The following is a 19,859-nucleotide window of genomic DNA, read 5'->3' as shown; positions in this document are numbered from 1 at the left end:
CATCCGGGTCGTGGTGGTGTGCCGACCCGGTTCCGGCTGTCTCTCCGCCGTCTTTGGATAATCGATCAGCATAACTGAAGCAAATCGAGCCGATTGAATCTCATCTGACGCTTTATGTCGGGAAACGCCCTGGCATCGAGGTGAGTCGGGTCGACTCAAGGGTAAACGTGAGTCGTCCCGATTTGTCCGCCAATGATGAGCATGTATAACGGATAAATGGGCATAAACCACCTGTGCTTCTCCTTAAGTGGAGAGGTAACTGTCATCACAAAATCCTGACAACCGGGAGGCGCTCCAGGTCGCCTCTGCTTAGGCTTCGCCCTATGGCAGATGGTTCCGATACGACGCTGACGAGCGAACAGGCCGCCGCGCAGCCAGCCCCGAGTGGCTTGGTCGCCGGCATCCGGACGTTCGCCGCCGGACACGGCGGCGCGAAGGCGGTCATCGAGTACGTCGGCAAGCGCGGTGCCCGCATCGTCCTGGTGGGGGAGGACGGTGTGTGGGGAGACCAGTTCGCGGACGGCACGGATGTCGCCCGACTGGCCTGCGAGAAGGCAGGGGTAGCAATAGAAAATGAATGGGAACGTGAGTTGATGGACCAGATGCGGCCGAGCAACGATCTGTGGCGGTCGATGGCTCGCCGTACGATGGCCCGTTGATAGATTTGTCCGAGAGTTACCGTGCGACCCGGGGTGAGCCCCGGGTCGCTCTCGTTACCTGTGCCGAGTTGCCGGAGCTGGATCCGGACGACCGGCTGGTGGTCGGACCGCTCGCCGCTCGCGGCGTACACGTCGAACCGGTGGTCTGGGACGCGCCCGCGGTCGACTGGGCCGCGTACCGGCTCGTGGTGCTCCGCTCGGCCTGGGACTACGCGCCGCGCCGGGACGAGTTCGTCGCCTGGGCCGATACCGTGCCCCACCTGGCCAATCCCGCCGACGTGGTCCGTTGGAACACCGACAAGCGGTATCTCGCCGAACTCGCCGACGCGGGCGTGCCGACGGCGCCGACCGAGTGGGTCGAGCCGGGAGCGACCTGGCGCCCACCAACCGACGGTGAGTTCGTGATCAAGCCGGCGATCAGTGCCGGCAGTCTGGACACCGGCCGGTACGACCTCGCCGACCCGGCCCTGCGCGAGTTCGCCGTGCGGCACGTCGCCCGGCTCGGGGCGGCCGGTCGGGTCGCCATGGTGCAGCCCTACCTGAGCGCTGTCGACACGGTCGGGGAGACCGCTCTGCTCTTCTTCGCCGGCCCGGACGGCCTCGGATTCAGCCACGCGATCCGCAAGGGGGCGATGCTCACCGGTCCGGACCAGGAGACGGTGGAGCTCTTCCGGAGCGAGAAGATCACCGCGCGCACACCGAGTACGGCCGAGCGGGCGACTGCCGAGCGGGTGCTGGCCGCCCTGCCCGGTGGCACCGAGCGGCTGCTCTATGCCCGGGTGGACCTGATTCCGGGTCCGGACGGCGCCCCGGTCCTGGTCGAACTGGAGCTGACCGAGCCGTCCCTCTTCCTCGCCCATGGGCCCGGTGCCGCCGACCGCCTGGCCGACGCCGTCCTGGCCCGGCTCGCCTGACCCTTCCCGCTCCCGGCAGCGCTCGGGGGGTTTGTGCCCGTGAGTGCCCACCCGAGCCCGGGTGGGCACTCATTCTGTGAAAGCGGGGGAATCGGGGTGCGGCGTGCGGGATGGTGGGCGCACGGAGGCGCTTCGGGCGCCGGACGTCAGCGGGAGAGGGCGGGGACGGGCGTGGTGGAGGCGGTGACCTGGTCGGCGACGGTTGCCGGTGCGGCCGGCTGCCGTCCCCGGGTGGCCCAGAGCACCGACAGGGTGGCCAGCCAGACCAGGCAGGCGCCGAGCATGTGCGCACCGACCAGCAGGGCCGGCAGGTGGGTGAGGTACTGCACCAGTCCGATCAGCCCCTGGCCCAGTTCGACCACGAGCAGCACCACCGCGGCGCGTACCGCCAGCGCCGGGGCGTTCACCGCGCGCAGGGCGAGCAGCAGTCCGACGGTCAGCCCGACGAGCAGGAACACCAGATCGGCGTGGAACTGGGAGATCGTCTGCGGGTCGAGGCCGTTGCGGGCGGCGTCCTCGTCACCGGCGTGCGGGCCGCTGCCGGTGACCAGCACACCGACGAGGATCACCGCGCCGCTGACCGCGGTGGTGAACCAGCTCAGGGTCCGGATCGGGCGCGGTACGGTCAGCCGTACCGGACCGTCGCCCTCGTCGACGCGGCGCCAGAACGCGTACGTGGAGAGCAGCAGCAGCATCGAGACGACGAAGTGGATGCCGACCACCCCGGGGTGCAACTGCATCCGTACGGTGATCCCGCCGATCACCGCCTGGGCCGCGACGCCGAGCAGCACGGAACCGGCGAGCAGCACCAGGGACCGCCGCCGTGGCCGGTACGTCAGCGCGGCGAGCAGCCCGGCGAGCGCGATGAACCCCACCGCCCCGGTGAGGGTACGGTTGCCGAACTCGATCACCCCGTGGATGCCCATCTCCGAGGTGGTGGTGTACGAGTCGTCGGTGCAACGGGGCCAGGTGGGGCAGCCGAGGCCGGAGCCGGTGAGCCGGACGGCGCCGCCGGTCACCACGATGATCACGTTGGCGACCACCGAGGCGAGCGCGAGGCGGCGCAGGAGCGGAAGGCTGACCGGAAGGCGGCCGAATCGGTTCACGGCGGTAATCCTACGTAGCGTAGTGCTGGGCCTCGCCGGGGACCGTCGCAAACCGGTGGTCCGGATCACTCCGAGTGCGGTTTGCGGTCGTCTCGGGAAATACGTAACGTTGGCGTAGTGAAAAACATGGCGGCGCTCTCTGAGCACGACCCGGTGGCCGGTCCGGCCGCCGACGCCGCCGTGTCCGCGCAGGCCCCGTCCATGATCGCAGATCGCACCCGGGACCGGGTCACCCACCTGCTCCTGGCTCACGGGGCGTCCACCGCAGCCGAACTCGGCACCGCGCTCGGGCTCAGCCCGGCCGCGATCCGCCGGCACCTCGACGCGATGCTCGCCGACGGTGACGTGATCTCCCGCGAGCAGCCCCTGCGCGGCCACCGCGGCCGGGGTCGTCCGGCCCGGGTGTTCATGCTCACCGACTCGGCGAAGGTGCGCTGCGGCACCCACACCTACGACGGCATGGCCACCGCCGCGCTGCGTTGGATCGCCCGCCAGGGCGGCCCCCGTGCGGTCGACGCCTTCGCCGCGGAGCAGGTGGCAGCCCTGGAGGCCCGCTGTCGGGCCGCTCTCGAAGACGCCGGCGACGACCCGCTGGCTCGCGCGGAGGCGCTTGCGGGCGCACTGACCGCCGAGGGCTACGCTGCGAACGCGTCCACGATCGCCACCGGTGGTCAGCTGTGCCAGCACCACTGCCCGGTGGCGCACGTGGCCGCGGAGTTTCCCCAGCTGTGCGAGGCCGAGACGGCGGTCATCTCCCGTCTGATCGGCACCCATGTGCAGCGTTTGGCCACCATCGCGCATGGCGACGGGGTGTGCACCACGCACATTCCCGCTCAGTCCAGGCGTGCCCAACCCGGTAATCCCGCCACCACTGTGAGGACAGATAGATGACCGAGCAGATCGTTCAGCCGATCTCCCAGGAGGAGCACCTCGCTGCCCTGGGCCGTTACGAATACGGCTGGGCCGACACCGACACCGCCGGGGCGACCGCCCAGCGTGGTCTGTCCGAGGCCGTGGTGCGGGACATCTCGGCCAAGAAGAGCGAGCCGCAGTGGATGCTCGACCTGCGTCTCAAGGGCCTGCGCCTGTTCGACCGCAAGCCGATGCCGTCGTGGGGCGCCGACCTCACCGGGATCAACTTCGACAACATCAAGTACTTCGTGCGCTCGACCGAGAAGCAGGCCGCCAGCTGGGAGGACCTGCCCGAGGACATCAAGAACACCTACGACCGGCTGGGCATCCCGGAGGCGGAGAAGCAGCGGCTGATCGCCGGTGTGGCCGCGCAGTACGAGTCCGAGGTCGTTTACCACAAGATCCGCGAGGACCTGGAGGAGCAGGGTGTGCTCTTCCTCGACACCGACACCGCGCTCAAGGAGCACGAGGAACTCTTCAAGGAGTACTTCGGCACCGTGATCCCGGTCGGTGACAACAAGTTCGCCGCGCTGAACACCTCGGTCTGGTCCGGTGGCTCGTTCATCTACGTGCCCAAGGGCGTCCGGGTGGACATCCCGCTGCAGGCGTACTTCCGGATCAACACCGAGAACATGGGCCAGTTCGAGCGGACCCTGATCGTCGTCGACGAGGGCGCGTACGTGCACTACGTCGAGGGCTGCACCGCGCCGATCTACTCCTCCGACTCGCTGCACAGCGCGGTCGTCGAGATCGTCGTCAAGAAGAACGCGCGCTGCCGTTACACGACCATCCAGAACTGGTCGAACAACGTCTACAACCTGGTCACCAAGCGCGCCGTCTGCCACGAGGGCGCGACCATGGAGTGGATCGACGGCAACATCGGTTCCAAGGTCACCATGAAGTACCCGGCCGTGTGGATGGTCGGCGAGCACGCCAAGGGTGAGGTGCTCTCGGTGGCCATGGCCGGCGAGGGGCAGCACCAGGACGCCGGCGCCAAGATGGTGCACGCCGCGCCGCACACCTCCAGCACGATCATTTCCAAGTCGATCGCCCGCGGCGGTGGCCGTACCTCCTACCGGGGCCTGGTCCAGGTGATGGAGGGTTCGCACCACAGCAAGTCCACGGTCAAGTGCGACGCGCTGCTGGTCGACACCATCTCCCGGTCGGACACCTACCCGTACGTCGACATCCGCGAGGACGACGTGTCGATGGGGCACGAGGCGACCGTCTCCAAGGTCAGCGAGGACCAGCTCTTCTACCTGATGAGCCGGGGCATGAGCGAGGACGAGGCGATGGCCATGATCGTTCGTGGCTTCATCGAGCCGATCGCCAAGGAACTGCCGATGGAGTACGCCCTGGAGCTCAACCGCCTGATCGAGCTGCAGATGGAGGGCGCGGTCGGCTGACGCCGCCCGCGTACGCCCCCAGCCGGACCCTCGCCAGAGAAGACTCAAGGAAGAGATGACTACCGAGGCTTTCGCGCCGCCCACGACCAAGTCGCAGGCGCTCCGCTCGTACGACGTCGCCGACTTCCCCGCCCTCACCGGGCTGGAGGAGGAATGGCGATTCACCCCGCTCAAGCGCCTGCGGTCGCTCGCCGGTGACATCGCCGGCACCGGCGCACCGCTCGGCCACGAGGTCGGCGTGCTGCCCGACGGCGTCACCACCAGCACCATCGCCCGGGACGACCCCCGGGTCGGCAGTGTGCTCACCCCGTTCGACCGGGTGAGCGCGCTCGCGTACGGCGCCGCGCCCGAGGCGTACCTGATCTCGGTCGCGCCGGAGGCCGTGGTCGCCGAGCCGGCGGTCGTACGCGTCGTCGGCACCGGTGCGGAGAAGGTGACGTACGGGCACACCTTCGTCGAGGTGGGCCGGTTCGCCGAGGTCACCCTGGTGCTGGAGCACTCGGGCAGCGCGACGCTGGCCGACAACGTCGAGGTGACGGTCGCCGAGGGAGCGAAGCTGACCCTGGTGACGGTCGCCGACTGGGCGCCGGACGCGGTGCACGCCCAGCACCTGAAGGTGCGGCTCGGTCGCGACGCCAAGGTGGTGCACGTACAGGTCTCCGTCGGCGGCGACCTGGTACGGCAGTTCACCACCGTCGAGTACACCGGGCGCGGTGGCGAGGCCGAGCTGTACGGGCTCTACTTCGCCGACGCCGGCCAGCACCTCGAACACCGGCAACTGGTCGACCACAGCGTGCCGGACTGCCGCAGCTACGTTGGTTACCGGGGCGCGCTCCAGGGCGAGGCGGCGCACACCGTCTGGGTCGGCGACGTGCTGATCCAGGCCGCCGCCACCGGCACCGACACGTACGAGATCAACCGCAACCTGCTGCTGTCGGACGGGGCGCGGGCGGACTCCGTACCGAACCTTGAGATCGAGACCGGCGAGGTGGCCGGCGCCGGCCACGCCAGCGCGACCGGTCGCTTCGACGACGAGCAGCTCTTCTACCTGATGGCTCGGGGCATCCCCGAGGCCGAGGCGCGCAAGCTCGTGGTTCGGGGCTTCTTCGCCGAGCTGATCAACAAGATCCCGGTCCAGGAGCTGCGTGACCGGCTCGGCGACACGATCGAGTCCCGGTTGGTCAAGGCGGGATCCTGATGATCAGGATCTGTGCGGCCGAGGAGCTGCCCAAGGGGGCGGTGGTCCGGGCGGAGGTCGACGGCACCGAGATCGCCCTGGTGCACGCCGACGACGACGCCTTCTACGCCATCCGGGACGAGTGCTCGCACGCGTCGGTCGCCCTCTCCGAGGGTGAACTCGACGGGTGCACGCTGGAGTGCTGGCTACACGGCTCCCGCTTCGACCTGCGTACCGGTGAGCCGAGCGGCCTGCCCGCCACCGAACCCGTACCCGTCTATCCCGTCGAGGTCCGCGACGGTGATGTCTTCGTCAGTCTTACGCCAAGCAATGGAGTTACCCCGTGAGCGTTCTGGAGATCCGTGACCTGCAGGTGTCGGTCAAGCTGCCCGAGGGTGAGCTGAAGCCGATCCTGGCCGGTGTCGACCTGACCGTGCGGGCGGGGGAGACCCACGCCATCATGGGTCCGAACGGCTCGGGCAAGTCGACCCTGGCGTACTCGATCGCCGGTCACCCGAAGTACCAGATCACCGGTGGTGCGGTGACCCTCGACGGGGTCGACGTGCTCTCGATGACCGTGGACGAGCGCGCCCGCGCCGGGCTCTTCCTGGCCATGCAGTACCCGGTCGAGGTCCCCGGCGTCTCGGTGGCCAACTTCCTGCGTACGGCCAAGACCGCCGTGGACGGCGAGGCGCCGAAGCTGCGTACCTGGGCCGGCGAGTTGCGGACCGCGATGGAGCGGCTCCAGATGGACCCGGCGTTCGCCCAGCGCAACGTCAACGAGGGCTTCTCCGGTGGTGAGAAGAAGCGGCACGAGATCGTGCAGCTCGAACTGCTCAAGCCGAAGGTGGCGATCCTCGACGAGACCGACTCCGGTCTCGACATCGACGCGCTCCGGGTGGTCAGCGAGGGCGTCAACCGGGTCCGCGACACCGGCCAGACCGGGCTGCTGCTGATCACCCACTACACCCGGATCCTGCGCTACATCAAGCCGGACTTCGTGCACGTCTTCGTCGGCGGCAAGATCGTCGAGCAGGGCGGCTCGGAACTCTCCGAGAAGCTCGAAGCCGAGGGTTACGAGCGGTACGTCGCCGGAGCCGGCGCAGCCCGCGCCTGAGAAGAGAAGGCTGCCAGAGATGACCACGATCGCGATCCCGCCGGGGATGCCGCAGTACGACGACGTGCCGCGCTTCGACGTGGACAAGGTGCGCGCCGACTTCCCGATCCTCGGTCGGGAAGTCAACGGGCACCCGCTGGTCTACCTGGACAGCGCCAACACCTCGCAGAAACCCCGGCAGGTTCTCGACGTCCTGCGCCAGCACTACGAGCGGCACAACGGCAACGTCTCCCGCTCGGTGCACACGCTCGGCACCGAGGCGACCGAGGCGTACGAGGGGGCGCGGGCGAAGGTCGCCGCGTTCATCAACGCGCCCAGCGTCGACGAGGTGGTCTTCACCAAGAACTCCACCGAGGCGATCAACCTGGTCGCGTACGCCTTCTCGAACGCCTCCGTCAGCGCGGCCGGTGACCCCCGGTTCCGCCTCGGCCCCGGCGACGAGGTGGTGATCTCCGAAATGGAGCATCACTCCAACATCGTCCCGTGGCAGTTGCTCTGTGAGCGGACCGGCGCCACGCTGCGCTGGTTCACGCTCACCGAGGGTGGGCGGCTGGACGAGTCCGAGGTGGACGAGCTGATCAACGAGCGGACCAAGATCGTCTCGTTGGTGCACGTCTCCAACATCCTCGGCACGGTCAACGCCACCGCGCGAATCACCGCGCGGGTGCGTGAGGTCGGCGCGCTGCTGATGCTCGACTGCTCGCAGTCGGCGCCGCACATGCCGGTCGACGTGGTCGATCTGGACGCCGACTTCATCGCGTTCACCGGGCACAAGATGTGCGCGCCGACCGGGATCGGCGTGCTCTGGGGCCGGGCCGAGCTGCTCGCGGCGATGCCGCCGGTGCTCGGCGGCGGTTCGATGATCGAGACCGTGAGCATGGCGGGTTCGACCTTCGCACCGCCACCGGCCCGGTTCGAGGCGGGAACCCCGCCGATCGCCGAGGCGGTGGCGCTCGGCGCGGCGGTGGACTACCTGACCGGGATCGGTATGCGCGCGATCCAGTGGCACGAGAAGGAACTCACCGCGTACGCGTTGGACGCGCTCCGGACCGTACCCGGGCTGCGGATCTTCGGGCCGGTGGTGCCGATCGGCCGCGGTGGCACGATCTCGTTCGCGCTCGACGGTGTGCACCCGCACGACGTCGGGCAGGTGCTGGACGACCAGGGGGTGCAGGTGCGCGTCGGCCACCACTGTGCCCGTCCGGTCTGTGTCCGGTACGGCGTACCGGCGACGACCCGCGCCTCGTTCTACCTGTACACCACCACCGCCGAGATCGACGCGATGGTGGCTGCCCTTGAGCAGGTGCGAAAGGTATTTGGCTGATGCAACTCGACCAGCTCTACCAGGAGATCATCCTGGATCATTACAAGCACCCGCACGGTCGTGGACTTCGCGACCCGGCCGACAAGTCCGGCCAGGTCGCGGAGGCGCACCACGTCAACCCGACCTGTGGTGACGAGGTGACGGTGCGGGTGGCGGTGGCGCGCAACACGCTCTCCGACATCTCGTACGACGGCATGGGCTGTTCGATCAGCCAGGCGTCGGCGAGCGTGCTGCACGAACTGCTCAGCGGTCGGGGTGCCGACGAGGCGTTCGCCGTACACACGGCCTTCGTCGAGCTGGTCTCCGGTCGCGGGCTGGTGACGCCGGACGAGGAGGTGCTGGGCGACGGGGTGGCTTTTGCCGGTGTCGCCCGCTACCCGGGCCGGGTGAAATGTGCGCTGCTGCCGTGGATGGCGTTCAAGGACGCCGCGGTACGCGCCGGTGTGGGCGTGAGCCCGGAGGTGAAGGCATGAGCGAGCGCAGCGAGGTGCTGGAAGGCATGAGTTCCGAGGAGACCGTGGGCGCGACCGGTGCGGCCGAGGTCGCCGCGACCGGCGCCGATGACACCGGCGCTGCCGCGCCGGCCGTCAGCAAGGCGGCCATCGCCGACATCGAGGAGGCGATGAAGGACGTCGTCGACCCCGAGCTGGGGATCAACGTGGTCGACCTGGGCCTGGTGTACGGGGTGCACGTCGGTGACGACAACGTCGCCACCCTGGACATGACACTCACCTCGGCGGCCTGCCCGCTGACCGACGTGATCGAGGACCAGACCCGCAACGCGTTGACCACCGGTCCCGGTGGCGGTCTGGTCTCCGACTTCCGGATCAACTGGGTCTGGCTGCCGCCGTGGGGCCCGGACAAGATCACCGACGAGGGTCGCGACCAGCTCCGCGCCCTGGGCTTCAACGTCTGACCCTTTGCCCCGAGGGAACCCCGTACGGGCACAGCATTCGAGCACGGGCAAATCGCCGTGAGGAGTGATCCTCACGGCGATCTGCCCTCAATCGGTGGCGTTCAAGTGTTGGTGCTAGTGCCTCTGGCGGTGTTAACGGGCGTGCGCCAGGGCCCAGTCAAGGGCAGCGTCCGCCACCTGCTCCCAGCCGGGCTCCGCGCAGGTCCAGTGGGACCGTCCGGGAAATTCGCGGTATTCGGTGACGGTGCCGGGAGCCTTGTAATGGTGGGCGTTCGATCGGTTCACCGAGGGCGGCATGATGTGGTCGGCGCCGCCGGCGATGAACAGCAACGGCGCCCGGTGCTGATTGCGGAAGTCGACCCAGGTTTCCTGCTTACCCGGTGTGAAGTTGGCGAGCAGACCGTAGGCCCAGACCCAACTGCCGGGCGCGGGGATGGCGTAGCGGTCGTAGACGGCCCGCGAGTCCTCCTCGGACAGGGTGTTGGTGAACGCGTAGTGCCATTGCTCCGGGGTGAACCCGGCGGCCTGGTGGCGCTTGGCGGGGTTGTTGAGGATGGGGAAGAGTGACTTGATCTGCGAGGGCGGGCTGACCCGGATGCCCTCCGGCGGCGCGGAGTTGATGACCACGCCGGCGGCGCCGTGGCCCCGGTCGAGCAGCAACTGAGTGAGCGTGCCGCCGAAAGAGTGACCCATGATGATGGGCTTCTCGGGCAGCGCGGTGATGATCTTTTCCAGGTGGGCGACCGTCTCCGGCACGGTGACTCTCGCGATCGGGCTGGGGTCGGCGCGCAGCGCCTCCACCTCGACCTCGAAGCCGGGGTAGGCAGGAGTCAGCACGGTGTGTCCCTTGGCCTCGTAGTACGAGACCCACTGCTCCCAGCTACGCGGGGTCACCCAGAGGCCGTGGACCAGAACGATCGTGCTCATGCGTCGTACTCCTTGAGGAACGCGAGCAGGTCCTGACCGAGTTGCTCTTTGTGGGTGTCCGTAATGCCGTGCGGGGCACCCGGGTAGGTGACCAACCGCGCGTTCTTGATCCGGGCAGCCGACGCCTGGCCGCCAACGGCGTACGGCACGACCTGGTCGTCGTCACCGTGAATGACCAGCGTCGGCACATCGACGGCGTCGAGGTCGGGACGGAAGTCGGTGGCCGAGAACGCCGCGATGCACTCGTACGCGTTGCGGTGTCCGGACTGCAGTCCCTGCCGCCAGAAGACCTCCCGGGTACCCCGCGAAACGTCCGCGCCGGGACGGTTGTGGCCGAAGAAGGGACCATCGGCCAAATCGTGGTACTGCTGGGAGCGGTCGGCCAGAGAGCCGGCGCGGATCGCGTCGAACACCTCCATCGGGACGCCACCAGGATTGTCGTCGGTACGCAGCATGAACGGCGGTACCGCAGAGACGAGCACGAGCTGGGCGACCCGTCCCACGCCGTGCCGTCCGATGTAACGGGCCACCTCCCCGCCGCCGGTGGAGAAACCGACCAGGGTCGCCTCGCGGAGGTCGAGTTGGTTGAGCACGGCGGCCAGGTCGTCGGCGTAGGTGTCCATGTCGTTGCCGTGCCAGGTCTGGGTGGAGCGGCCGTGCCCGCGCCGGTCGTGCGCGATCACCCGGTACCCGTGCTCGGCGAGGAACAGTTGCTGGGACTCCCAGCTGTCGGAGTTCAGCGGCCAGCCGTGCGACAACACGACGGGGCGACCGCTACCCCAGTCCTTGTAGAAGATCTGGGTGCCGTCGGAGGTGGTGACGAAGGTCATCAGGCTGCCTTTCGGATCAGGTCGGCGGTGACTCGGGGCTGGGAGATCATTGCCACGTGTGAGGCGTTCACCTCGGTGGTGCGGGCGCGGGCCCGGTGGGCCATGAACCGCTGAGCGGCGGCCGGAATGAGGTTGTCGTTGCGGGCGACGAGGTACCAGGAAGGAATGCTCCGCCACGCCGGTGCGCCCGACGGTTCCTGAAGTGTGTGCACGTCGCCGGGGCGTTGGCTAGCCGCCATGAGATCCGTGGTGGCCTTCGGCAGGTCGCCGGCGAAGACGTGGTGAAACACCTCCGGTTTGACGTAGCCGTCGATGCTGTCGGTACCGTCGGGAGTCGGGTACCGCCGCTGGTCGAGCGCGGTCTGGTCGAGCTTGGTGCCCGGGTACTTGGTCTGGAGGCTGTACAGAGTCTCGCCCTGGTCGGGTGCGAACGCCGCGACGTACACCAACGCCTTGACGTTCGGATTGCCGACGGCCGCGTTGGTGATGACCATTCCGCCGTACGAATGGGCGACCAGGACGATCGGGCCGCTCAGGGTGGCAAGGATGCTGGCGAGGTAGGCGGAGTCGCCGGCGACGCTGCGCAACGGGTTGGCTGGTGCGAGCACCCGGTAGCCGTCACGTTGCAGAATGCGGGCGACGTCGTTCCAGCCGGAGGCATCGGCGAAGGCGCCGTGCACGAGAACCACGGTGGGCTTGGCCGGGTTGGGAGGACGTCCCGGGGAGGCTGCCGCGAATGTCGCGGACGATCCGAGGAGCGCTCCGGTCGCGGCTAGAGCTGATCCCGCAAGCAGGGATCGGCGGGTAGGGACCATTCTGGGAAACTCCCGTTCGATGAGGGGATGTGCATGACCAATCTCCCGGGAGGCGACCACCTGACGAATCCGTACGTTGACTGTCTCGACCACCTGCGTCACCCGGCAGCGCCGCTGGGGTTGGTGGTGCGTCCTTGCCTGGGCATCGTTCTCACGGATGCGTTACTGGCGACAGGTCGGGATGGGTGGTCTCGCCCGGTGAGAGGTATCCGTCAGTCGACTGCGTCAGTCGCCGCTTCTCGGTAGGAGGCCAGCGCCGCGGGTAGCTGAGCGCGACCACTGACGCCCAGCTTCGGGTAGATCCGGTAGAGATGCGAGCTGACCGTACGGTGCGAGAGAAACAGCCGTTGACCGATTTCACGGTTGCTGAGTCCGGTCCCAGCCAGCATGGCCGTCTGCAGTTCCTGGGCGGTCAGCCGTTCGCCCGAACTTGCTGTCCGGCCGACGCTCTCCTCGCCGGCGGCGCGCAGCTCCGCTCGGGCGAGCCTGCCCCAAGCGTGTGCGCCTAGTGCGGCGAAGTCGTCCCGGGCGGCGCGCAACGGGGCCCGGGACTCAAGGATGCGCTTGCGCCGACGCAGCCATGTGCCGTACGCCAGGTTCAACCGTGCCCGATGCACCGGCCAGTCGGTGAGATCCATGGCGAAGGCGTGCGCGAAGGCCGGACCGGCCTGCTCGTCGGCGGCCAGGACCGCAGTGGCGTAGGCGAGCGAGCGGTGCAACATCGGGGACGGCAACCGCGCTGCCCGCTCCCGAGCTCGGCTCATGATGTCCCGGACGTCTCGCTGCCGACCCGAGCGGACGGCGGCGTCCGCCAGGTCGGGCAGGGCCCACCCGGACATGTCGAGGTGGTGGGTGGGATCAGCCGGGTCGAAGATCCGGATGAGGATGTCGAGGGCCTCGTCGTGACGCCCGACGGCGTTCGCGGCTACACCTCGGGCATGCTGGGCGGCCTCCGCGGCGAACCGCACGCCGGCGACCAACGGACTGGCGAGCGCGCTGTCGGCGAGCCGGACCGCACTGTCGCTGTTGCCGCTCATCGCCTCGTGCAGGGCCCGGCTGGCCCGAGCGGCGACGACCCAGAAATGTTCGCCCGTTTCCTCCGCCAGCGCCTCGGCCTCCTCCGTGTCCGCCCGAACTTCCGGCCACCGGCCGAGCCACAGGCGGATGAAGCCGGCGGAGGCGAGAGTGCGGGCGAGCAGCGCGGCGCGTCCCTGAGCCCGATATCCCGCGGCGACGGTCGACAGGAACGACGATGCGGTGACAAAGTCACCCAGAATCATCGCCGCTCCGCCGAGGAAACGCATCCCCTCGATGTCGGTGCGATCCGGGACCAGGGTCGGCAACTCTCGTAGGACGCCTGGACCGCAAGCGTCCGGCTCGGCGTAGGCCCCGATCGCCAGTGCTCGTGGATCATCAGCGGGGAGTCCGAGTTTGCCGAGCACGGTGGTGACCCGTGCGCCGATCTCCGGTGGCAGGCATCCCCACCAGCAGCGTGAGGCGGCCCGCCAGCACAATGTGGCGGCCAGGTCGGGGTCACCCGCCGCATGGGCATCGAGCGCGAGATCGCAGAGCACGTCGATTCGTGCTCCGTCGCGCATGTCGCCCGGCTCGACGATGTCGCGGACCAGGCCGAGCCGGCCGCGATCAGTGGCGTCACCCTGCGCCGGGTCGGTCTTCGCCAGCAGGTACGCGGCGAACCGCCCGCCGTGCAGTTGCGAGGCCAGGTCGGCTGCCCGTAGCAGCAGGGACGAACGCCGGACAGGGTCGGCGGTGAGCTCGGCGGCCCGGTCAAGACCGGTGACGGCGACACCGAGGGCACCGCGATCGAGGGCACTTCCGGCAGCCGCCTCCAGTTCGCCACTGACATCCTCGTCGGGTCCGAGTGTCGCGGCGCTGCGGTGCCAGGCGCGCCGGTCCGGGTCCCGGGCCAGGGCGTCGGCGAGTACGGAGTGAACGGTGAGGCGGGCGATGTCGTCGACGGAGCGGTAGACCGCAGCGCGCACCAGAGGATGCCGGAAGCGCAACCGCTGTGCCTGGACCTGCAACAGGCCGGCGTCGATGGCCGGTTGGATCGCTTGCGCGGTCACCGCCGTACCGGTCAGTATCCCGGCGATGGACAGCAATGTCGGCAGTGGGCAACCTGTGTCGGCGGAGAACGCGGCCACGATCGCCCGGGTCGCGGCCGGCAACTGTGCGAAGCGATCGCTGAACGCGCTCTCCAGGCGTTCATTGAGCGGAAGTAGTTCCGGCAGGCCGGCGCCGCCGCCGGAGATGAACAGCCGGGGCAGCTCGACGAGGGCGAGCGGGTTCCCGGCAGCCTCCGACAGGACCCTCTTGCGCAGGTCCGGTGGCAGTCCAGGCGCGTGGTCGCGCAGGACGCATTGGGCGGCGTCGTCGTCGAGCTCGCTGAGGTGCAGTTGGGTCAGGCCGGTGCGGGTGAGCACATCGCCGTGCTGTGCCCGGACCGCCAGCACCGCCCCGATCGGCTCCACGGTCAGCCGACGTGCCACGAAGACGAGTACGTCGAGGGTCTCCGGGTCCAGCCAGTGTGCGTCCTCGGCCAGGATGAGCAGTGGGGTCCGCGCCGCGCAATGGCCCAGCAGTTCCAGCACCGCCAGCCCGACGGTGAACAGATCTGGGCGCGCGTCGTCTTCGCCGAAGGCTCCCCGTAGTGCGCGTTGCTGCCGGGACGTCAGCGCCTCGACGTCGCCCAGTAGCGGCGCCACGAGCTGATGCAGTCCAGCAAACGGTAGCGCCGCCTCGACCTCGGCGCCGCTCGTCTGGAGGACCGTCATGCCGGCGCGGGTCGCGACGCGCCGAGCTGCCGAGAGCAACATCGTCTTGCCGATCCCGGCATGGCCGCGTACGACCAGCGCGGCGCCGCGGCCAGCTCCGGCCTGACTGAGAAGATCTACAACGGTGGCGTACTCGCGGTCCCGGCCGTGCATGACGGCCGGGACGCCATCCACCTTCTGGATCAGCACCGCTCCTCCTTCGCCACCGGGCCCACCTGAGACGGCCATGCCGGGACCCGTTCGGCGAGCACGGTCGCATTACCGCGGCGGCGAAGGTGTTCTGGAGACGCACAGTTCTGACGCCTGTGTGCACAACGTGGCCTCAGTCGGCCGTCGTTGACCTCATCATCTGCCGGGGGGTGACGCCGAAGGCCGCGCGGAACCTGTTGGAGAAGAAACTCGGCGTGGAGAAACCCCAGGCCCGGGCTACCGCCGCAATGGATGTGTAGCGCGGGTGGGACGAGGTCAGGTCGGTGCGGGCGCCGATAAGACGCTGTTCGATGATCGACTGTTCCAGGCTCTGTCCGAGCGCCTCGTACAGCTTGTAGAGGGCGCGCACGGAAATGGCGTTCGCCGCGGCGATGCGTTCCGGCGTCAGGTCCGGATCTCGCAGGTTGTTGCGGACGTAGGACTCCACCCGCGCCTGCATCGAGGACTGCATGGCGTCACGCAACCGGCGGCCGTCGCCTGCCGCGGAGACAACCAGGGCCCGCATGAGTTCGGCCGAGGCGGCGCCCAGTTCGGCCGCTCCCGGGCTGCCGGCCAGCGTGTCCGCCCGCGCCGTCACCCGTTCGACATGGTCACGTACCAGTTCGTAGAGCGGACTTCCCCGAAGCTCCCGGGCGGCGGCGTGGATCATGTCGCGGGGAAGGCCGAGATGGTCCACGTCGACGTGGAGCGCATAGGAGGCGCCGGCGCCCTTCCAGCCATAGACGTACGGCAGGGACAGGTCGACCAGGAGGAGGTCACGCGGCCCGAACAGGCGCTCCTCACGAGCCCAGGCGATGTGGTTGTCGGTCCGCACCGGCAGGGCGAGAACGATCGAGGTCTCATTCTCCGCGCGGGACATCTTTGGCGTACGCCGCAACGTGGTGCCGGACGCGTCGATGTTGAAGACCTTCGCCGGACCGAGGTCGAAGACGGTCATCGTCGCGCGGATGGATGCCGGGTCCTCGAACGACGCCATGCTTGAGGAGCAGTTGGCGCTGACCGACGCCTGGAAAGCCTCGGCCCGCTCGCCGGACGGCAGCGACTGCGTGTCCAGAACCAGCATGACATCCCGTTACCTCTCAGTGTGCTCCAGTGAGCACGCGGTCAATAGCCCGCCTTGCGATGGGACGGTCCCGGTCTGACCGGCGTCGCCGTGTCGGGTGCACGCGTCGCCGCCACCTGCCCGCGTACGCGGGTCTTCCGGTCGGCTCCACCTGCTGCCACCGGGCCACTCCCGGCGGTGCCGAACGGCGCCGCCAGGGCGGTCAGATTCTACGCGGCTTCACGGTCGCCGGCCATGACCAGACCAGCGGTCGGCGGGATGCATGGACGGCGGCCCGTGCGCCGGTCCGGGCCGGTCACACGGGCCGACGTCCTCGTCTAGTGCGCGTACACCTCGAACTCCCAGAGCGAGAAGCCGAAACCGGTGGCCCGGGTGAGTCCCTGCATCCGGACGTAGCGGGCCGGGGTGGTGGCGAAGTCGAGTTGGTCCGTACCACCGTCGCCGGCCGTGGTCGACCAGACGGGTTGCCAGGCGGTGCCGTCGGTCGACACCTCCACCCGGTACGACCGCGCGTACGCCGCCTCCCAGGTCAGCACTGCCCGGCTCACCGGCCGTACCGAGCCGAGGTCGACGGTGATCCACTGGTTGTCCGACCAGGAACTCGCCCAGCGGGTGCCGAGGTCGCCGTCGACCGCACGGGCGGCACCGTTGCCGGACTGGGTGCTCGACGCGGTCACCGTACGCCCGGCGGCGAGGTTGGAGATGTCGTCTCCCCGGCCGGCCGGGAAGGAGACGACCTGCTGGTACGTCGGGCGGTTCTGCCAGGCGATGGTGGCGTGTTTGATCCCGCCGAGCGGCGACTGGATGATCGCGTCCGCGCACCACTGGTCGCCGGCCGAACAGGTCGCGTCCCCCGGGTAGGTGACGGACGCCTGCTGGGCGGCGGCGGTGCGTAGCGTGTCGAGCAGGATCTGCCGGCACGCCGCCAGGTTGCCGTTGCCGCAGTAGGTACGCCCCAGCCCGCCCTGCACCGGGTCGCCGAGGACGGCGCGCAGATCCTTGTCGACATAGCCCCACCAGCCGTACTGGAACGACGATCCCTTGTGTGCCTGGGCCTCGTTCGCCGAGGTCGGCAGGGTGGAGACGTCGCCGCGTTGGTGGCCGGAGGGGGACTCGTTGACCTGTTGCGCGTTCACCAGCGCCTGGTAGAGGTCGGCCCCGAGCGGGGCCTTGAACTGGCCGTTGACGAGCAGCGGCCACCAGGCGTCGAAGACCCGGATCGCGTCGGCGTGCTGGTACACCTTGGACCCGCTGGCGGTTTCCACCCGTAGGGCGCCCGCCTGCCGCCAGTTCTTCAACCGGGTCACCACGCCCGCCAGGTTGGCGTCGGTGACCGGTTGGCTCTCCAGCACCCGGATCAGCTCGTCGAGCACCTCGATGCCGCGCAGGTCGGTCTGCCCGGCGCGCTGCACCAGGCTGGTCAGCGAGGCCCGGTCGAACTTCTGCCCGGCGGCGAGCGCGGCCCGTACCGGCTTGTCCAGCAGGTCGCCCCGGTGCACGGCACCGAAGCTGAAGTTGCCGTCGGCGGCACCGAAGTCCTTGGCCTGCTTGTTGTTCCAACTGATGTAGTAGTCCTGGTCAACCGAGTTCGGGTGCGCGGCGGCCGGGAGGTAGGTCGCGGTGTTGGTCGCCGGGTCGAAGCCGACCCATTCGTACGCCGGTTCGGCCCGCTGCGGCAGGTTCGGGTTCGACCCGGTGGCCCGGAGCGGGTTGAGACCGGAGTTGAAGTACGCCGAGGAGTCGGAGTTGACGTAGAGCCAGTTGAACGCGTACCCGATGGTGGCCGCCGCGTCCTTGAACCCGGCGGTGGAACCCATCAGGGCCGGGTCGTTGAACATCTGGAACCCGATCGCCGAGTCGGCCTCGTGCCGGTAGGTCGAACGCAGCGACGTGAACGCGTACGGTTGGCCGCCGATCGTTCCCCGCCAGCCGACCAGCCCGAGCGCGGTACGCCAGGTGACGAGCCGGTACGAGCCGGCCGGCGTGCCGTCCGCCACGCTCGGGGTCCAGGAGTTGACGTGGGAGAGTTCCTCCATCGGCCGGCACTGGCCACGGAAGCGGTAGTGGTTGCTGGCCAGGGTCGGCGTGCTGCCGTCCGGGGTGCAGAGCGGAACCGCGTAGGTGTCGGTGATGTCCTGGATGGACGAGGTGGCGCTCCAGGCGTAGTCCTGTCCCCGGCCGAGGAGGACGTAGAAGCTGATTCCGGAGAAGGCGGCGCCCCGGGCGCTGATTCCCGGCCCCTGCAACTCCTGCACCATCAGCAGTTGGGGAGAGAAGTAGCCGGTCTGCGGGCCGAAGACGGCGACCGGGTGCCCGGTGGCGGAGTGCGCGGCGGAGATCACCGCCGCGTTCGACATGCCCCGGCTGGCCGGGGTGATGGTGAGTCCGGCCAGGGCGGCGGCGAGTTCGGACGGGCCACCGGTGGTGCTGGTCGCCGAACCGGTCTGGTCGGTGACGACCGGTTCGACCCGGGCGGAGCCGGCGTCGGGCAGCACCACGCTGGGCGCGTCCGGCGAGGCGGCGCCGTACGGGAAGCTCTGCCCGTCGTGCAGGGTCAGCACCGCCTCCGGGTCGTTCTCGGCCCGGAACGCGGCCCAGACCCTGTCTCCCTCGACGTTGCCGTACTTGGCGCGGGCGGCGATCCGGACCAGCGCCGACTGCATCTCGGTGCCGCCACCGCCGCCGAAGAGCCCGCCGACCACGCCGGCGATCGCGATCAGGTCGGTCATCTGGAACGGTTCGGGGCCGCCCGCGTTGGTGATCGCGTCCAGATGACCGGTGAGCACGTACTCGCCGGGACAGTTGCGTCCCGCCATGCAGACCCCGATGTACGCGTTGATCCCGTCGATGTACTCGCGTACGTCCTGGTAGAGCTGTTCGCCCCGGGGCCCGCGCTGGCGAAGTGCCACGACCTGGGCGGCCAGGTCCGCCTCCCGGTACGGCGAGTTGCGCCAGACGCTCTGCTCCAGTGCCCGGTTGCCGGGTGCGCCACCGGCGAACGGGGTCAGCGTGCCGCGTCCCACGTGCCGGAGCAGGTCCATGGTGAAGAGGCGGTCCTCGGCGCCGGCGTAGCCCGCGCCGTACATGGTGCCGCCCCGGGTGGTGCCGGTGATGTGCGGGATGCCGGTGGACCGGTCCCGGACGATCGTGACGTCGGAGCGGGGGGAGTAGGTCCGTTCGGCCTGGCCGGGTGGCACGCCGAAGGAGGCGTCGTTGAAGAAGTTCCCGATCTGGTCCTCGCGTAGCCCGGCGTAGCCGTACACCAGGTTGGCGTACTTGCCGAGCTGGTCACCGGAGTGCCGGGGCAGGGTGCCGAATGCCTGGTTGCCGAGCACCTCGATCAGGGTGGCGTTGCCGTTCTGGCCCGGCGGCAGAATGTCCGCGCACTCGCCGAGGCAGTAGTCGTCGGCCGCGAAGCTGGTGGTGCCGGCGCGATTCGGATCGGCGGCACTGGTGGTGGTGGCGCTGTTCCCGGTGGTGGCGGGAGCGGTTTCGCGGGCGGCCTGCGCGCCGGTGGCGGGAGCGACGAGGAGCGCGGCGGCGATCGTGGTGACCGCGACGGCGGCGACGGCCGTCGTCCGTCGGTACGGGGCACGTCGGTACATGCTGATCCTCCTGGCGGTGGGATCATTACATGAAGAAACTTCGGGTACCGGATGCTAACCGTTCACTCAGGACGTTGAAAAGA

General features: G+C 69.2%; 17 protein-coding genes. 10 read left to right on the top strand and 7 right to left on the bottom strand.

Features of this window, described 5'->3' with window-relative positions; all coding sequences use genetic code 11:
• Positions 1 to 323 precede the first annotated feature (323 nt).
• A complete protein-coding gene (locus ACIBF5_RS00660) occupies positions 324 to 659 on the top strand; it encodes a hypothetical protein (protein ID WP_396806655.1) in 336 nt (111 codons plus the stop codon).
• 5 nt (positions 660 to 664) lie between these two features.
• Positions 665 to 1,573: a RimK family alpha-L-glutamate ligase gene (locus ACIBF5_RS00655; protein WP_396807339.1), complete on the top strand. Its 909-nt coding sequence runs from the start codon at positions 665 to 667 to the stop codon at positions 1,571 to 1,573.
• Between the two features lie 146 nt (positions 1,574 to 1,719).
• Here ACIBF5_RS00655 and ACIBF5_RS00650 read toward each other — a convergent pair whose 3' ends face one another.
• On the bottom strand, positions 1,720 to 2,679 hold the full coding sequence (locus ACIBF5_RS00650; protein ID WP_396806653.1) for a heme A synthase: 960 nt from the start codon (positions 2,677 to 2,679) through the stop codon (positions 1,720 to 1,722).
• Between the two features lie 201 nt (positions 2,680 to 2,880).
• Between ACIBF5_RS00650 and ACIBF5_RS00645 the strand changes: the two genes are divergently transcribed.
• From ACIBF5_RS00645 to ACIBF5_RS00610, 8 genes are read left to right on the top strand one after another with little or no spacing between them, the layout of a single operon-like run.
• Entirely contained in the window at positions 2,881 to 3,570 is a 690-nt protein-coding gene (locus tag ACIBF5_RS00645; protein WP_211349567.1) for a metalloregulator ArsR/SmtB family transcription factor, read from the top strand.
• The gene (gene sufB / locus ACIBF5_RS00640; protein WP_396806651.1) at positions 3,567 to 4,997 is read left to right on the top strand and encodes a Fe-S cluster assembly protein SufB; all 1,431 of its coding nucleotides are present in this window, start codon (positions 3,567 to 3,569) and stop codon (positions 4,995 to 4,997) included. The genes ACIBF5_RS00645 and sufB overlap by 4 nt, the downstream gene beginning before the upstream one ends.
• Positions 4,998 to 5,052: 55 nt before the next feature.
• Positions 5,053 to 6,195 carry a Fe-S cluster assembly protein SufD gene (gene sufD, locus ACIBF5_RS00635; RefSeq protein WP_396806649.1) on the top strand — a complete coding sequence of 381 codons (1,143 nt, stop codon included), beginning with the start codon at positions 5,053 to 5,055 and terminating at the stop codon, positions 6,193 to 6,195.
• Positions 6,195 to 6,521 carry a non-heme iron oxygenase ferredoxin subunit gene (locus tag ACIBF5_RS00630; protein ID WP_121155400.1) on the top strand — a complete coding sequence of 109 codons (327 nt, stop codon included), beginning with the start codon at positions 6,195 to 6,197 and terminating at the stop codon, positions 6,519 to 6,521. Before sufD ends, ACIBF5_RS00630 begins: the two co-directional genes overlap by 1 nt.
• Positions 6,518 to 7,291 carry a Fe-S cluster assembly ATPase SufC gene (gene sufC, locus ACIBF5_RS00625; protein ID WP_396806647.1) on the top strand — a complete coding sequence of 258 codons (774 nt, stop codon included), beginning with the start codon at positions 6,518 to 6,520 and terminating at the stop codon, positions 7,289 to 7,291. Before ACIBF5_RS00630 ends, sufC begins: the two co-directional genes overlap by 4 nt.
• Before the next feature lie 19 nt (positions 7,292 to 7,310).
• Positions 7,311 to 8,615 carry a cysteine desulfurase gene (locus ACIBF5_RS00620; protein WP_396806645.1) on the top strand — a complete coding sequence of 435 codons (1,305 nt, stop codon included), beginning with the start codon at positions 7,311 to 7,313 and terminating at the stop codon, positions 8,613 to 8,615.
• Positions 8,615 to 9,088, top strand: coding sequence for a Fe-S cluster assembly sulfur transfer protein SufU (gene sufU / locus ACIBF5_RS00615; RefSeq protein WP_396806643.1), 474 nt, complete (start codon positions 8,615 to 8,617; stop codon positions 9,086 to 9,088). Before ACIBF5_RS00620 ends, sufU begins: the two co-directional genes overlap by 1 nt.
• A gap of 26 nt (positions 9,089 to 9,114) precedes the next feature.
• On the top strand, positions 9,115 to 9,531 hold the full coding sequence (locus tag ACIBF5_RS00610; RefSeq protein ID WP_396807337.1) for a metal-sulfur cluster assembly factor: 417 nt from the start codon (positions 9,115 to 9,117) through the stop codon (positions 9,529 to 9,531).
• Between the two features lie 132 nt (positions 9,532 to 9,663).
• On the opposite strand, the gene ACIBF5_RS00605 is transcribed toward ACIBF5_RS00610, so the two are convergent.
• The 6 genes from ACIBF5_RS00605 to ACIBF5_RS00580 form a co-directional block, all read right to left on the bottom strand.
• Positions 9,664 to 10,458 carry an alpha/beta hydrolase gene (locus tag ACIBF5_RS00605; protein ID WP_396806641.1) on the bottom strand — a complete coding sequence of 265 codons (795 nt, stop codon included), beginning with the start codon at positions 10,456 to 10,458 and terminating at the stop codon, positions 9,664 to 9,666.
• Positions 10,455 to 11,288, bottom strand: coding sequence for an alpha/beta fold hydrolase (locus tag ACIBF5_RS00600; protein ID WP_396806639.1), 834 nt, complete (start codon positions 11,286 to 11,288; stop codon positions 10,455 to 10,457). Before ACIBF5_RS00600 ends, ACIBF5_RS00605 begins: the two co-directional genes overlap by 4 nt.
• Positions 11,288 to 11,968, bottom strand: coding sequence for an alpha/beta fold hydrolase (locus tag ACIBF5_RS00595; RefSeq protein WP_396806637.1), 681 nt, complete (start codon positions 11,966 to 11,968; stop codon positions 11,288 to 11,290). Before ACIBF5_RS00595 ends, ACIBF5_RS00600 begins: the two co-directional genes overlap by 1 nt.
• A 347-nt stretch (positions 11,969 to 12,315) precedes the next feature.
• Positions 12,316 to 15,087, bottom strand: a complete 2,772-nt coding sequence (locus ACIBF5_RS00590; RefSeq protein ID WP_396806635.1) for an AAA family ATPase — start codon at positions 15,085 to 15,087, stop codon at positions 12,316 to 12,318.
• Between the two features lie 133 nt (positions 15,088 to 15,220).
• Complete coding sequence (locus tag ACIBF5_RS00585; RefSeq protein WP_396806633.1) at positions 15,221 to 16,171, bottom strand: helix-turn-helix domain-containing protein; 951 nt, start codon at positions 16,169 to 16,171, stop codon at positions 15,221 to 15,223.
• 317 nt (positions 16,172 to 16,488) lie between these two features.
• Positions 16,489 to 19,776: a penicillin acylase family protein gene (locus tag ACIBF5_RS00580; RefSeq protein ID WP_396806632.1), complete on the bottom strand. Its 3,288-nt coding sequence runs from the start codon at positions 19,774 to 19,776 to the stop codon at positions 16,489 to 16,491.
• Between the last annotated feature and the right edge of the window lie 83 nt (positions 19,777 to 19,859).

It is taken from the genome of Micromonospora sp. NPDC050417, from assembly GCF_044458865.1.
Classification (GTDB): Bacteria; Actinomycetota; Actinomycetes; order Mycobacteriales; family Micromonosporaceae; genus Micromonospora_G.
This window is presented reverse-complemented; position numbering and strand designations above follow the sequence as displayed.

Excerpts from the sequence above, each read along its gene's own strand:
- ACIBF5_RS00585 (WP_396806633.1), bottom strand. The coding sequence starts at position 16,171 with ATGCTGGTTCTGGACACGCAGTCGCTGCCGTCCGGCGAGCGGGCCGAG.
- ACIBF5_RS00600 (WP_396806639.1), bottom strand. The coding sequence starts at position 11,288 with ATGACCTTCGTCACCACCTCCGACGGCACCCAGATCTTCTACAAGGAC.
- ACIBF5_RS00645 (WP_211349567.1), top strand. The coding sequence starts at position 2,881 with ATGATCGCAGATCGCACCCGGGACCGGGTCACCCACCTGCTCCTGGCT.
- sufD (WP_396806649.1), top strand. The coding sequence starts at position 5,053 with ATGACTACCGAGGCTTTCGCGCCGCCCACGACCAAGTCGCAGGCGCTC.
- ACIBF5_RS00620 (WP_396806645.1), top strand. The coding sequence starts at position 7,311 with ATGACCACGATCGCGATCCCGCCGGGGATGCCGCAGTACGACGACGTG.
- sufU (WP_396806643.1), top strand. The coding sequence starts at position 8,615 with ATGCAACTCGACCAGCTCTACCAGGAGATCATCCTGGATCATTACAAG.
- sufB (WP_396806651.1), top strand. The coding sequence starts at position 3,567 with ATGACCGAGCAGATCGTTCAGCCGATCTCCCAGGAGGAGCACCTCGCT.
- ACIBF5_RS00605 (WP_396806641.1), bottom strand. The coding sequence starts at position 10,458 with ATGAGCACGATCGTTCTGGTCCACGGCCTCTGGGTGACCCCGCGTAGC.
- ACIBF5_RS00610 (WP_396807337.1), top strand. The coding sequence starts at position 9,115 with ATGAGTTCCGAGGAGACCGTGGGCGCGACCGGTGCGGCCGAGGTCGCC.
- ACIBF5_RS00660 (WP_396806655.1), top strand. The coding sequence starts at position 324 with ATGGCAGATGGTTCCGATACGACGCTGACGAGCGAACAGGCCGCCGCG.
- ACIBF5_RS00630 (WP_121155400.1), top strand. The coding sequence starts at position 6,195 with ATGATCAGGATCTGTGCGGCCGAGGAGCTGCCCAAGGGGGCGGTGGTC.
- ACIBF5_RS00580 (WP_396806632.1), bottom strand. The coding sequence starts at position 19,776 with ATGTACCGACGTGCCCCGTACCGACGGACGACGGCCGTCGCCGCCGTC.